Annotated in this window: 11 protein-coding genes; 7 read left to right on the plus strand and 4 right to left on the minus strand. The window is 65.8% G+C overall.

Annotation, left to right across the window (positions count from 1 at the left end; translation table 11 throughout):
- Window positions 1–404 precede the first annotated feature (404 nt).
- Window positions 405–1,604 (plus strand): threonine--tRNA ligase, encoded by a 1,200-nt coding sequence (gene thrS / locus DVS29_RS25595; protein WP_118183395.1) that lies wholly within the window; start codon window positions 405–407, stop codon window positions 1,602–1,604.
- Here the strand turns inward: thrS and pdxR are convergent.
- Window positions 1,601–3,130: a MocR-like pyridoxine biosynthesis transcription factor PdxR gene (pdxR, locus tag DVS29_RS25600; protein WP_118183396.1), complete on the minus strand. Its 1,530-nt coding sequence runs from the start codon at window positions 3,128–3,130 to the stop codon at window positions 1,601–1,603. The genes thrS and pdxR overlap by 4 nt on opposite strands.
- A 116-nt stretch (window positions 3,131–3,246) precedes the next feature.
- On the opposite strand from pdxR, the gene DVS29_RS25605 reads away from it, so the two are divergent.
- Together DVS29_RS25605 and DVS29_RS25610 are read left to right on the plus strand one after the other, a co-directional pair.
- Window positions 3,247–4,014 carry an NAD-dependent epimerase/dehydratase family protein gene (locus DVS29_RS25605; RefSeq protein ID WP_118183321.1) on the plus strand — a complete coding sequence of 256 codons (768 nt, stop codon included), beginning with the start codon at window positions 3,247–3,249 and terminating at the stop codon, window positions 4,012–4,014.
- Window positions 4,011–4,577, plus strand: coding sequence for a cupin domain-containing protein (locus DVS29_RS25610; protein ID WP_118183322.1), 567 nt, complete (start codon window positions 4,011–4,013; stop codon window positions 4,575–4,577). The genes DVS29_RS25605 and DVS29_RS25610 overlap by 4 nt, the downstream gene beginning before the upstream one ends.
- Here DVS29_RS25610 and DVS29_RS25615 read toward each other — a convergent pair.
- Entirely contained in the window at window positions 4,574–5,653 is a 1,080-nt protein-coding gene (locus DVS29_RS25615) for a zinc-binding dehydrogenase (protein WP_118183323.1), read from the minus strand. The two genes, DVS29_RS25610 and DVS29_RS25615, sit on opposite strands and share 4 nt — an antisense overlap.
- 124 nt (window positions 5,654–5,777) lie before the next feature.
- On the opposite strand from DVS29_RS25615, the gene DVS29_RS25620 reads away from it, so the two are divergent.
- Window positions 5,778–6,551, plus strand: a complete 774-nt coding sequence (locus tag DVS29_RS25620) for a helix-turn-helix transcriptional regulator (protein WP_118183324.1) — start codon at window positions 5,778–5,780, stop codon at window positions 6,549–6,551.
- 42 nt (window positions 6,552–6,593) lie between these two features.
- Here the strand turns inward: DVS29_RS25620 and DVS29_RS25625 are convergent, their stop codons facing one another.
- Both DVS29_RS25625 and DVS29_RS25630 read right to left on the minus strand, forming a co-directional pair.
- Window positions 6,594–8,669: a putative bifunctional diguanylate cyclase/phosphodiesterase gene (locus DVS29_RS25625; RefSeq protein ID WP_118183325.1), complete on the minus strand. Its 2,076-nt coding sequence runs from the start codon at window positions 8,667–8,669 to the stop codon at window positions 6,594–6,596.
- 272 nt (window positions 8,670–8,941) lie between these two features.
- Window positions 8,942–9,226 carry a DUF3303 domain-containing protein gene (locus DVS29_RS25630; RefSeq protein ID WP_118183326.1) on the minus strand — a complete coding sequence of 95 codons (285 nt, stop codon included), beginning with the start codon at window positions 9,224–9,226 and terminating at the stop codon, window positions 8,942–8,944.
- A gap of 389 nt (window positions 9,227–9,615) precedes the next feature.
- Between DVS29_RS25630 and DVS29_RS25635 the strand changes: the two genes are divergently transcribed.
- The 3 genes from DVS29_RS25635 to DVS29_RS25645 all read left to right on the plus strand — a co-directional run bounded on the left by DVS29_RS25635 (window position 9,616) and on the right by DVS29_RS25645 (window position 13,069).
- Window positions 9,616–9,954: a hypothetical protein gene (locus tag DVS29_RS25635; protein ID WP_118183327.1), complete on the plus strand. Its 339-nt coding sequence runs from the start codon at window positions 9,616–9,618 to the stop codon at window positions 9,952–9,954.
- A gap of 292 nt (window positions 9,955–10,246) precedes the next feature.
- On the plus strand, window positions 10,247–11,638 hold the full coding sequence (locus tag DVS29_RS25640) for a GH1 family beta-glucosidase (protein WP_118183328.1): 1,392 nt from the start codon (window positions 10,247–10,249) through the stop codon (window positions 11,636–11,638).
- Between the two features lie 165 nt (window positions 11,639–11,803).
- Window positions 11,804–13,069, plus strand: a complete 1,266-nt coding sequence (locus DVS29_RS25645; protein WP_118183329.1) for an ABC transporter substrate-binding protein — start codon at window positions 11,804–11,806, stop codon at window positions 13,067–13,069.
- The last annotated feature ends 57 nt before the right edge of the window (window positions 13,070–13,126 follow it).

Here is a 13,126-nt window from a genome sequence, read left to right on the forward strand (position 1 = left end):
GCTCAAGAGCGGCCAGAAGCGCAAATCGATCATCGTCGCATGTTGGAAACAAGCCGAGCTGTGGTGATGTCATGACTTACGTAAGTCTCAATAGGCGGTGGGTTGACGCGTAAGCCCATGCCCGGTTATCTTGATGACCATCGACCTGCTAAACCCGCTAAACCTGCTAAAGCAACTCGCATGAACCCGCAACGTTCCGTTCGCGACTTCGTTAGTGTCGCGCTCACCACCACGACGACCACCAGCTTTGGCGGGTCGTCCGGAGATCGCATGCGTTAGCGGCAGCAGAAGCAGACAGCGCAGATTTTTCCAGGGCCCCGCCGGCAACGGACGGGGCCCTGGCCGTTTACGGTTCACGATTCCGCTCCTTACGCCGGCCTCTCAACGTTATGACGGAGCGCATCGTGAACGATCCCGATCATCGGCAACTCGGCAACCGGCTCGACCTGTTTCATCAGCAGGACGAAGGACCGGGCATGATTTTCTGGCATCCGCGCGGCTGGATGCTATACCGGCTGCTCGAAGACTACATCCGCAACACGATGCGCCGCGCGGGCTTTCGCGAAGTGCGCACGCCACAGTTGCTCGCGCGCTCGCTGTGGGAACGGAGCGGTCATTGGGACAAGTTCCAGGCCGCGATGTATGCGCTCGCGGATCGCGAGGAAGCGCGCGCATACTGCCTGAAACCGATGAGCTGTCCCTGTCATGTGCAGCTGTTCGGTCAGCGCGTGCGCTCGTACCGCGAGCTGCCGGTGCGGTACAGCGAGTTCGGTGCGTGCCATCGCGACGAGCCTTCGGGCGCGCTCGAAGGACTCAAGCGCACGCGCGCGTTTACGCAGGACGACGCGCATGTGTTCTGCGCGCCCGCGCAGATCGCCGACGAAGTCGCGCGCTTCTGCGAGCTTCTAAGGCAGGTCTATCGCGAGCTCGGCTTCGCATCGTTCGACGTGATGCTCGCCACGCGCCCCGCACTGCGCGCCGGCAACGACGCCGGCTGGGACCATGCGGAGGCCGTGCTCGCAGAGGCCGCCAAAGCCGCGCAACTGCGCTTCGACGTGCGCGCAGGCGAAGGCGCGTTCTATGGCCCGAAGCTCGAATTCCACCTGGAAGACAGCCGCGGGCGCCGCTGGCAATGCGGCACGATCCAGCTCGATTTCGTGTTGCCGGAGCGGCTCGATGTGTCGTTCGTGGATGCGGACAACCAGCGTGTGCGGCCCGTCATGCTGCATCACGCGGTGCTCGGCAGTCTCGAACGCTTCATCGCGGTGCTGCTCGAACATCACGAGGGCTGGCTGCCGATGTGGCTCGCGCCCGAGCAGATCGTCGTCGCGACGGTATCGGATGCGGCAGGCGACTACGCGCGGCAGTTGATGCGACAGCTCGAAGACGCGAACCTGCGCGCGGTGCTCGACGACCGGCCGGAGCGGCTCGAACGCAAGCTCGTCGATGCGCTCGATCAGTGCGTGCCCGCGTTCGTCGCGGTGGGCCAGCGCGATGCGCGCGACGGCACGCTGTCGCTGCGGCTGCGGGATGGCTCGCGGCAGGTATGCGCGCTCGACGAAGGCATCGCAAGGCTTGTGGAGCTAGCCCGCGCTCCGCGCTAACCGATTGCTTGCCGCAGCGCAACGCATAGGCGCTTTGCGTGCGCCGCCGTCGCGATGTTCGTGAAGCCCATCAGCAGGCCTTGATGGTGCGACACACGTTCACCTTCATGGCGGCGGCGCGCGTTGCGCGATATGTCCGACACGCGCTCGCTCAACGGCTGACAGTTCAGCCCCGCCTGCTGCGCCTTCGCGGCCAGCACGCGATCGCTGCGGCGCGTCGCGAAACGCGCGATCAGATGCATGCCGCCCGCCTGCAGTTCGATCGATACCTGATCGCCGAACACCGCGACGAGCGCGTTCGCCAGCGTCTCGCGGCGGCGCGCGTACAGCAGACGCATCTTCTTCAGGTGACGCGAGAAGTGGCCGTCCGCGATGAAGTCCGCGACGATCGCCTGAATCAGCGGCGGACAGCCGTTCGATTCGGCGCGCAGCGTGTCGGCATAGCGCTCGACCAACGGCTCCGGCACGACCACATAGCCGAGCGCGAGGCCTGGATACAGCGTCTTCGAGAAACTGCCCGCGTAGATCACGCGGTCCCGCGCATCGAGGCTTTTCAACGCGGGCAGCGGCGGACCGCTGTAGCGATACTCGCCGTCGTAGTCGTCCTCCACGATCCATGCGCCGGCGCGCGCGGCCCAGTCGAGCAGTTGCAGACGGCGCGGCATCGTCATCGATACGCCGAGCGGCGCCTGATGCGACGGCGTGACCACCGCCATCTTCGCGCGCGGCGCACGGCGCAACCCGCGCGCGACGACGAGCCCCTCGCGATCCACGTCGACGGATACCGCGCGATAGCCGCCGCGTTCGAGCACGTCGCGCGTTGGCGGATAGCCAGGGTTTTCGATCCACACACGATCGCCGCGCACGAGCAAGGTCCGCGCGAGCGTGCCGAGCGACGCGCGATAGCCCGCCGTGACGAACACCTGCTCCGGCCGGCACGCAATGCCGCGCGAAACCAGCAGATACGCCGCGAGCGCCTGCCGCAGCGGCGCATGACCCGACGGATCGCCATAGAACAGTTCGGCGGGCAGCTGCGAGCGCAGCCGGCGCGCGCCGAGACGCGACCACAGTTTGCGCGGAAACGCACCGAGCGCGGGAATGCCGAGCTGGAACGGGAGTGGTTCGGCGGCCGGGGTGAAATCCAGTTGCGCGACGGACGCGCGTTGCGTGCGGCGCCCCGTGTTTCGCGTGCGCGACACGGACTGGCGCGGCACTTCGTCGGGCAGATGCGGCGACACGATCGTGCCCGCCTGGCCGCGCGCGAGCAGATAGCCTTCTCCCGCGAGCTGCTGATACGCGGCCTCGACCGTGCCGCGCGCCACGCCTAGTTCGCTCGCGAGCCCGCGCGCCGATGCGATGCGTTCCCCCGGCCGCAGCATCCGCGTATCGATCGCGGCACGCAGGCGTTCGTAGATCTGCCGCTGCAGCGGCAAGGTCACCGCGCGATCGAGCCGCAGCAGCGCCGCCCATGCGGGATGCGCGCTGGTGGTTTCGGGCGTTGCGCGTACAGTTCGTCGTGTCGTCATCATGGCCTGGTCGTTTTCCTCAATCTTGGCTCTTTTGCTTATGACATCGTAGCCGTAAGCTGTGGTCCATGTGCTATCAATCATTCGAATCATCCGGGTCAACAGGAGCCAATACGATGACCGAAACCGTATTCGTGGCAGGCGCGACAGGCGCCATCGGCAGCGTGCTCGTACCGCTGCTGGTCGATGCCGGCTATCGGGTGGTGGGCAGCACGCGCCGCCCCGAACGCGTGGCCGCAATCGAGGCGATGGGCGCGACCGCCGCTGTCGTCGATGTATTCGACGCGGCGGCGCTGTTGCAGGCGGTGCGGCGCGCGGAGCCCGCGATCGTCGTACATCAGCTGACCGATCTGCCGCCTGCGCTCGACCCCGCGCGGATGGCCGACGCGGTGGCGCGCAATGCGCGGATCCGCGACGAAGGCACGCGCAACCTGGTGGGTGCGGCCGTCGTCGCGGGCGCGACGCGGCTCGTCGCGCAAAGCATCGCGTGGGCGTATGCGCCCGGCAGCAAGCCTTATAAGGAGAGCCAGCCGCTCGATCTCGCGGCGGAAGGCGCGCGGGCGATCTCGATCGCGGGCGTCGCGTCGCTCGAACGTCAGGTGCTCGCGAACCCGGCGCTGCGCGGCGCGGTGCTGCGCTACGGCAATCTGTACGGGCCGCGCACCGGCCGCGATGCGCCGTCGGGCGCGTGCCCGGTGCACGTCGAAGCCGCGGCGTGGGCGGCGTTGCTGGCGGTGCAGCAGTCGGCAAGCGGCATCTTCAATATCGCCGAGGATGGCAATGAAGTGAGCAGCGACAAGGCGAAACGCGAGCTTTCGTGGAGCGCGGCAATGCGGCTTGCCGATCGTGCGAACGCGAATGCGGACGCTAAGGCCAGCCGATGAGCACCGCTCCTTTTGCAGGCACGTTCGGCAATCTGCGCGCGTTCGCGCCGCGGCGCGTACCGTTGCGAGCCGCATGGGCGCCGGCCGCGCTGCTCTGGCTCGTCGCGGCATCGGTGGCGCCGCGGCCGTTGCGGCAGTGGGTGGCGGACATCTGCGGCGAAACCCGCGCGCCGATGTTCGCAAGCGCGCCCACGTCCGCCGGCGCGCATGACACCGCGCGCCCCACGACGAAGGTCACCGTGCTGTCGTGCACGCCGCTGCCGCAATTGCCGGGCAAGACGGTGACGACCGCGATCGTCGATTTCCCGCCGCGCGCGTTTTCGCCCGCGCATCGTCATCCGGGCTCCGTCACGGTGTTCGTCACCGAAGGCACGATCCGCTCGCAGCTGCAGGGCGAACCGGCGATCGACTATACGCACGGGCAAACCTTCTTCGAGCCGCCCGGCACGTTGCACGTGTTCGCTGAAAATCCCGACCCCGTGCGCCACGCGCAGCTGATCGCGTTCTTCGTGACCGATGCGAATTGCGGTCCGTTGACCCTTCCCGAGCCGGTTAGCGGTTAAGGCTTGATCACGGTCATTTTGAACGGACCGCCGTTCGCGGCCGCGTGCGTGACCGCTTCGTTCGCATCGTCGAGCGCGAACGTCGTGACTTCGACCTGCGTCAGATCCAGCAAGCCCGCGCGGACCAGCCCCGCCATCCGCGTCACGGCTTCGCGCGGATACATCCACTTGCCGCGCACCGTGATGTCGTTGCGCATCAGCCATGGATAAGGCAACTCGAGCCCCGCTCCACCCAGCATGCCGACGCCGCCCATCAACACGATGCGGCCATACGGACGCACCGCCATCACCGCCGCGCGCACGACCGTGGTGCTGACCGATGGCGGCAACAGGTCGATCACGCAGTCGATCGGAGCGGGCGCGGTCTGCCGCATGCGTTCGCGATCTTCGTCTTCATTGCCCGTGAGTTTCACGGTTCGCACGCGTTCGCCAAAGCGGCGCTTCAGATCGTCCAACGCAGCCGCATTGCGTCCCGGCGCGATCACGCAGCGCGCGCCCATTGCGAGCGCAACGGCCACGGCTGCGCTGCCGAAGTTGCCGGTCGCGCCGCTCACCAGCAGCGTTTCGCCCGCCTGCAACGAACCCGCCAGCAATCCGCCATACGGCACCAGCATCGTATTGAGCGCACACCAGCGCGCGGCTTCGTCGGGATCGATGTCGCCGATGCGGACCGCGTTCTCGGTCGGCACGCGCATCCGTTCCGCGAACGGACCGTCGCGATAGTACTGCTGCAGACGCGTGCCGCCTTCGCCGCGTGCGCTCCAGCCTTGCAGCAGGATGTCGGGCATCGATGCGTCGTCGCGCGAGCGCACGGTCGGATCGCAGAACACCCAGTCGCCCGGCTGCAGATGCGTCGCATCGGGCCCGCTCGCCCTCAGCCGTCCGATCGCGCCGCAGCCGGGCACGAGCGGCAGCTGGACCGGATAGCGGCGCTCACCGCTGAACACTTCGTTCGCGTACGACAGCACGGGCGCGGCCGCGACATCGACGATCACCTCGCCGGTGCCGAGTTCCGGGTCCGCGATGCGCGAAATCGCGAGCGGCTGTCCGAATGCGTTCAGGATTGCTGCTTTCATCGTGATGCTCCATCGAAGGGTGACCAGACGAAATCATTCTGCCGGGCCTAGAATCGCCAGCAAGGCCTGGTACGATCCCAGGATTCGCGCATACCTCCCTTTGCAAGGACACGCAAGGACACTCATGCGGGCAACGAAACGAAGCGAATTCGGCGATTTCCTGCGCTCGCGGCGGGAAAAGCTGAACCCCGATGCGCGCACGCCAAAGAGCGCGCGGCGCCGGCGCACGCCGGGACTGCGGCGGGAAGAAGTGGCAGAGCTGGCCGGAATCGGCGTCGACTGGTATGTGCGGCTCGAACAGGGACGCACCGTCAGTCCGTCGGATGCGACGCTCGAAGCGCTCGCCGAAGCGTTGCGGCTAAGCGAGGTGGAAGCGGAGCATCTGCGTGCACTGGCGCGCGGCGGCGTTCGCGAGGCCTTCGCGCCCGAAAGCGTGCCGCCCGCGATCGCGCGCACTGTAGCGAGCCTGTCGCTACCGGCCTATGTGACGGGCCGGCGTTGGGACATTCTGTGCTGGAACCCGGCCGCCGCCGATCTGTTCGGCTTCGACCGTCTCGCGCAGAGCGATCGCAACATCCTCGTCTTCATGTTCATCGAACCGGAAGGACGTCGCCTGTTTGGAAGCACATGGGCGGACGAAGCGCGCCGCATGATCGCGCTCTTTCGAGCGACGCACGATCACCATGCCAAAGATCCCGCGTTCGTGGAACTGGTCGGCCGTCTGCATGCGCGCAGTCCGGAGTTCGCGAAATGGTGGAATGCGCACGACGTGCGCAGCGGCGTGTCCGGACAGAAGGTGCTCGAGCATCCGCAACGCGGCACGCAACGCTACGAATACGCGACGTTCCAGGCGAACGACGATCCGGCGCTGAAGCTCGCGATCTATACGCCGGTTTGAGGTTTTAGCGCGGGTTTTAGCGCACCTCGCCCGCGCGCGTCGTCACGCCCGCGCGCTCATCGCCATCGAACCCGACATCGCGCGCTGAAACTCCCGGTCGGACAACGGCGAACCGCACAGAAAGCCCTGCATCTGATCGCATTCCAGCGCGAGCAGCTTCAGCGATTGCGCGACCGTTTCGACGCCTTCCGCGACGACCTCGATGCTAAGTACGCGCGCGAGCGCGACCACCGCCGACAGCAACGCGGAGCCTTTCGACGACGTATCGTCCAGATCGCTGACGAACGAGCGGTCCACCTTGATCTGGTCGACCCTGAAGTCCTGAAGATGCCCGAGGCTCGAAAAACCGGTACCGAAATCGTCGAGCGCAACCGAGTAACCACGATCGCGCAGCAACCCGATGACGCGGCTCGTGCGCTTCACGTCCTGCATCGCGGTCGCCTCGGTGATCTCGAACATCAATCGTTGCGGCGACACGCCGGCTGCCTTCACGATTTCATCGATGCGCTCCACGACGCGCGGCATATTGAACTGCAACGCTGAAAGATTCACTGAAATCGTCACGGGCGACAGCCCGTCCTCGTCCCACGCGGCGATATGCGCGCACACCTTGCGCAGCACCCAGTCGCCAATCGGGATCGTCAGACCGGCGCGTTCCGCGACCGGAATGAATTCGAGCGGCGGCACGTCGCCGAGCACGGGGTGATCCCATCGCAGGAGCGCCTCGGCGCCCGTCAGCGAATTGCCGTCCACCGTGAATTTCGGCTGGAACACCAGCTTGAATTCCTCTCGCGTCAGCGCAAAGTGCAGATCGCGCTGGATCTGCAGCGATTTCAGCGCGGACTCGTTCATGCTCTGCTCGAACCGCCGGAACGTGTTGCGCCCGCTTCGCTTCGCGGCATACATCGCGCAGTCCGCGTCGCTCAGGAGCGCGTCGAGCGATGCGGCACCGGCGGTTGCCAGCGCAATGCCGATGCTCGCGCCGATCCGGACCGGGATCGACGCATCCAGCAGGAACTCTTCGCTGAGGCTCGCGAGCACCTTGTGCGCGATCGCGTCGGCGGAGTGCTCGTCGCGCAGGTTGCCCGCGACGATCACGAATTCGTCGCCGCCCAGCCGCGCCACCACGTCGTCGTTGCGCACGCATGCCGAGAGGCGCGCGGCCACCTGCTTGAGCAGATCGTCGCCGGTCCGGTGACCGAGCGAATCGTTGACCGCCTTGAAACCGTCGAGATCGATGAAGAGCACGGCCAGCACGCGCGCGACGCGTGCGTTGCGCGTAAACAGTTCGTCGGCGCGCGACATCAGGTACGCGCGGTTGGGCAGGTCGGTGAGCGGGTCGTGCGTGCCGAGACGGCGGATGGTGTTGGTCGCCTCGTTGAGCGACGCGGCCAGCCGGCTCGACTGCAGGCCGAACAGACACAAGGTGCCGACGAGCACGCAGCTCGACGCGACGCCGACCGTCAGCGCCAGCCAGTTCGCGTCGACCTTGTGGGTGCTGAGACAGATGCTGCCGCGCGCGAAGGTCGCCGCGCTCATGCCAGTGTAGTGCATGCCGGCGATCGCGAACGCCATGATCGCGGCCGCGCCGAGCCGCTTCCAGACGATGTTGTCGCGGGCGGAATCGCGTAGCTGGAACGCCAGCCACAGCGCGGCGATCGACGCGCCGATCGCGATGCCGATGGAGAGCGCCACCCGGCCAAGGTCGTAGTCGATGCCAGGCGACATCCGCATTGCGGCCATGCCGGTGTAGTGCATCGCCGCCACGCCGAGCCCCATCACGGTGCCGGCCGCGAAGAGCCGCCGCGGCGAAAGTCCATCGCGGCTGACAGTGGCGAGCGCAACGAACGAAGCGAGCACGGCCAGCGCGAGCGATGCGGCGGTGACGTCGATTTCGTAGCCGACCGCGATCGGCAACGTGAGCGCGATCATGCCGATGAAGTGCATCGACCAGATGCCGGCGCCCATCGCGCACGCGCTTCCGGCCAGCCAGACGGCGCGCTGACGGCGGCTCGTCACGGTGTTCAGCATCGCGACGCTTTCCAGTGCGGTGAACGACGCGAGGAAAGCGACGACGACAGACAGACCCGTCAATAGCGGGTTGTAAGCAGCATTCATGATTGGCCCTCTGCGCGCTTGTTATCGGTTATGCGCGGCAATGCTCTTAGCGCTCTTGTTGGACAGCGGCCGAATGCTTGCTGAACGATGGGTGTGACCGGGGCCGCCGGCATCGGCCGCGTCTCTCAGCGCGGCACGTGCCAGGACGCATCAATGCGCCTTGACCGACGTGTTAACGGCAGCGTCGGGGGTTACTGAAGGGCCCTTGGTCACCGCGATCTCGCGTTTCGCGTACTGCGAAGCGGCGAGCGCGGCCGTTCGGGTCGACCTGCTCAATGCAAGGCGGCCTTGTAAGCGGACAGCGCTGCGCCGAGTTCCTCGTCGGTCAGCGCGGGGGCCGATGTGAACGAAAACAGATCGCCCCATTGCAGCACCCAGGCCGCGAGGCCACTGGTGTCCGCTGCCTCGACCACCGCAAACCCGCTCAATTCGCCGATCACATGCCAGCGCCCCAGCAACGCGACACCCGCCGGCGGACGGCCGCCGGTTTCCAAGAAACGCTCTATGGCGGACGCTTGTACGGTTGGCAGACCTTTCCATTGGACGATGAATTTCATGACGAATCTCCTCGGGTCTGGATTAACCATCATAGGCGGGCGCATGTGCGATACAGGATCGAATTTCAGAAACTCGCGCCGATCGCCCGACGCGTGAGGACTCGATTGGCTGCGACGATCCGTCGTGTTATGTATCCGCACCGCGGTTTGCGCGACGCTCGTGAGTTGGCTCGCGGGTTCGCTCACTTCAAGCGGCACGCAAGCGCCGCACACGAGAAATTTACGGTAAGGACTCCCGCATACTGCGAAATCCCATTGCGGCAAGGCCCGGCGGAAACGCAAAACGCGTACACGCATTCGTCGCTAAAGAACCACCGTGCATATGCCGACAAAAGAGACACAAGACCCGCTTGATCCTGTCTGAAGAATGGCCGCCCCGGGAGGATTCCATGAACGTCGTCGCTCGCAAAGCCTGGTGGTCCGCCTGCCGCCTGTGCACGCTGCTGGTCAGCGTGCTGTCGTTCGCGCTGTATGCCGCGGTTGCCGCCGGCGCCGGCTGGGCGCTGCTGCATCTGCCGGACCTCTGGCGTCTGCATATCGAAGACCAGACCTCGCCGGCCTATCGGGCGGCGATCGTGACGGCGAGCGGTTTCCTGACGGTCATCCTGTGCCTCGCGTTCACGGCCCGCGCGATCGAAATGCTGGTCGATTCCACGCGCGTCGCGCATGTCACGATACGCAGCCGCCGCGACAACCGCCTGCTGATGAAAGACATCACGCGCGATTGATTCGGCATCCATATCAATTTCGCATCCTGTCACGGCATTGAAATCCGGCTCAGGCGCCGCGTCCTGACCATCGCCCTCATCTGCGCGCAGCGCGCACCGTCATAACCGCGGCGCTCTGCCCGCTCCGCAACACCCCGCTCCCGCCTCCAGAAAAACCCTGATTGCCCGCCGGAATTCGCCGCTGCTATCGTGGCCAGGTTGAGTGGAAGCGCTTCCACACCCTGCGCGCCAACCACCCGCTGCACCAATTTCGCTGGTTCCGTTCACCGACGCGCTTCGAACAGGAGGTCTCGTGGCAACCGACGCCCTCGCCGTCCCCGGTCTTTCGTCCGACGATCCGTTCACCCCGGCTTCCGATTCCGCAATGTGGCGCCGGGACTTCCTGTTCGGCACCGCCACCGCGTCCTACCAGATCGAAGGCGCGGTCCACGAAGACGGCCGTCTGCCGTCGATCTGGGACACCTTCTCGGCCACGCCCGGCAAGGTGCTCGCGGGCGATACCGGCGAAGTGGCGTGCGATCACTACCACCGCTGGGAAAGCGACCTCGACATGCTGTCGGCGCTGAACGTCGATGCGTACCGGCTGTCGCTCGCGTGGCCGCGCGTGATGGACGAACGCGGCCAGCCGAACCGCAAGGGCATCGACTTCTACAAACGCCTGCTCGGCCGCCTGAAAGAAAAAGGCCTGCAGACCTTCGTCACGCTGTATCACTGGGATCTGCCGCAGTATCTGGAGGATCGCGGCGGCTGGCTGAACCGCGATATCGCGCACCGCTTCGCCGACTATACGGATCTGATGAGCCGCGAGCTGACGGGCCAGGTCGACGCGTGGATGACACTGAACGAGCCATGGTGCTCCGCGTATCTCGGCTACGGCAACGGCCATCATGCGCCGGGGCTCGCGAACGGCCGCTTCGCGACGCAGGCGATGCATCATCTTTTGCTTGGGCATGGTGAAGCAGTCCAGGTGCTGCGCGCGAACGACCCGCGCGCGAAGGTCGGCATCGTCGCGAACGTCGGGCGCGGTACGACCGATACCGACCGCGACGCGGACCGCCACGCCGCGCATCTGTTCGAGGTGCAGCACAACGCGTGGATTCTCGATCCGCTCCTCAAGGGTCGCTATCCGGATGAGCTCTTCGAGCTGTGGCCCGGCACCGAACCGCTCGCGCTGCCGGGCGACATGGAGAAAATCGCCGCGCCGCTCGATTTCCTCGGCATCAACTATTACTTCCGTACCAATGTGCGCAGCGACGGCGCGCACGGTTTCGTCGAGGCGCCGCTCACGGGCGTCGAGCGTACGCAGATGGGCTGGGAAGTGCATCCCGATGGTTTGCGCGACCTGCTGGTCGGCTTCCATCGACACTACCCGACGCTGCCGCCCATCTACATCACCGAAAACGGCATGGCCTCGGACGACGAGGTCGTCGACGGCCGCGTCGACGATCCGCAGCGCATCGCATTCCTCAAGCGCCATCTCTCGGCGGTCGATCAGGCGATCAAGGCCGGCGTCGACATCCGCGGCTACTTCATCTGGTCGCTGATGGACAACTTCGAGTGGGCGTTCGGCTACGAGCGACGCTTCGGCGTCGTGCACGTCGACTATCGCACGCAGGAACGCACGTTCAAGCGCAGCGCCCATCTGATCGCGAAGTTCCTCGCGGAGCGCGACGCGCGCACCTGAACCGCGCGTCACGAACGTGACAGCGACGCCAGGCACCATGCGGCGCAACACCGGCTCCACCGCAGTCCCGGACGTGCCACAATCATTGCCGTTGCCCGGCCATGACGGCACGCGATCATCGATCGACGTGAAAAAAACCAGGGCGCAACGCCCACTGGAGACAGCATGAACAGCAAACGCAGGATCGTGCGCACCGTCACTGTTGCCGTCGCGATGGCCGTCGCGGGCATCGCGGGTCTCGTCGTGAATACGACGGCAGAGGCCGATGCGCCGCTCAAGGCAAACGTGATCCACTGGTGGACCTCCGGCGGCGAATCGGCCGCGATCCGGCAGTTCGCCAATGCGTACGACCAGGCGGGCGGCCAGTGGGTCGACAACGCGATCGCGGGCGCCGACCAGGCGCGCGCGGCGGCGATCAACCGGATCGTCGGCGGCAATCCGCCCACCGCCGCGCAGTTCAACACGTCGAAGCAGTTTCACGACCTGATCGACCAGGGCATGCTGAACAACGTCGATACCGTCGCGACCAAAGAGAACTGGAACGCGATCTTCCCGCAGTCCATTCTCGATGCGATCAAGGTCAAGGGGCACTTCTACGCGGCCCCGGTCGACATCCACATGCAGGACTGGTTCTTCTATTCGAAGGCGGCGTTCCAGAAGGCCGGCATCGGCGGCGAACCGCAGAACTTCGACCAGCTCTTCGCCGATCTCGACAAGCTGAAAGCCGCGGGCCTGATTCCGCTCGCGCTAGGCGGCCAGGCATGGCAGGAAAAGATCACGTTCGATGCGATCTTCGCGGACCTCGACACGAACCTCTATATGAAGGTGTATCGCGACCGCGACGTCAACGCCGTCAATTCGCCTGCATTCAAGAATGTGCTCGTCACGTTCAAGCGCCTGCACAACTATGTGGATGCGGGTTCGCCGGGCCGTAACTGGAACGACGCGACGGCGCTCGTGATTTCCGGCAAGGCGGGCATGCAGATCATGGGCGACTGGGCGAAGGGCGAGTTCTCGGCCGCGCATCAGGAACCCGGCAAGGACTTCGGCTGCTTCCCCGGCTTCGGGCCGCATTCGCCTTACATGGTGGCGGGCGACGTGTTCGTGTTCCCGAAGACGGACAACCCGGAGCAGGTCAAGGCACAGCAACTGCTCGCGACCGTGATGACGTCGCCGGCCGCGCAGGTCGCGTTCAGCGCGAAGAAAGGTTCGATCCCGATCCGCCCCGACGTCGATACGTCGAGCCTCGACATGTGCGCGAAGGAAGGCATTGCGATCATGAAGGACAAGTCGCGCCAGCTACCCAATCCGGAGATGCTGATCTCGCCTGACGTGCAGGGCGCGCTGCAGGACGTGATCACGAACTACTGGAACAGGAACGAGTCCGCGGAAGACGCGCAGAAGGCCTTCGCAGGCGCGATCCAGGGCTAGTCGCCGCCAACGCCACGAAGATGAAAGCCGCCATCACGTCCGCCCTTTCCACCGCGC

The sequence above is a fragment of the Paraburkholderia phosphatilytica genome (genome assembly GCF_003443895.1).
Taxonomy (GTDB): domain Bacteria; phylum Pseudomonadota; class Gammaproteobacteria; order Burkholderiales; family Burkholderiaceae; genus Paraburkholderia; species Paraburkholderia phosphatilytica.

Excerpts from the sequence above, each read along its gene's own strand:
- DVS29_RS25605 (WP_118183321.1), top strand. The coding sequence starts at position 3,247 with ATGACCGAAACCGTATTCGTGGCAGGCGCGACAGGCGCCATCGGCAGC.
- DVS29_RS25630 (WP_118183326.1), bottom strand. The coding sequence starts at position 9,226 with ATGAAATTCATCGTCCAATGGAAAGGTCTGCCAACCGTACAAGCGTCC.
- DVS29_RS25635 (WP_118183327.1), top strand. The coding sequence starts at position 9,616 with ATGAACGTCGTCGCTCGCAAAGCCTGGTGGTCCGCCTGCCGCCTGTGC.
- pdxR (WP_118183396.1), bottom strand. The coding sequence starts at position 3,130 with ATGACGACACGACGAACTGTACGCGCAACGCCCGAAACCACCAGCGCG.
- DVS29_RS25615 (WP_118183323.1), bottom strand. The coding sequence starts at position 5,653 with ATGAAAGCAGCAATCCTGAACGCATTCGGACAGCCGCTCGCGATTTCG.
- DVS29_RS25610 (WP_118183322.1), top strand. The coding sequence starts at position 4,011 with ATGAGCACCGCTCCTTTTGCAGGCACGTTCGGCAATCTGCGCGCGTTC.
- DVS29_RS25620 (WP_118183324.1), top strand. The coding sequence starts at position 5,778 with ATGCGGGCAACGAAACGAAGCGAATTCGGCGATTTCCTGCGCTCGCGG.
- DVS29_RS25625 (WP_118183325.1), bottom strand. The coding sequence starts at position 8,669 with ATGAATGCTGCTTACAACCCGCTATTGACGGGTCTGTCTGTCGTCGTC.
- DVS29_RS25645 (WP_118183329.1), top strand. The coding sequence starts at position 11,804 with ATGAACAGCAAACGCAGGATCGTGCGCACCGTCACTGTTGCCGTCGCG.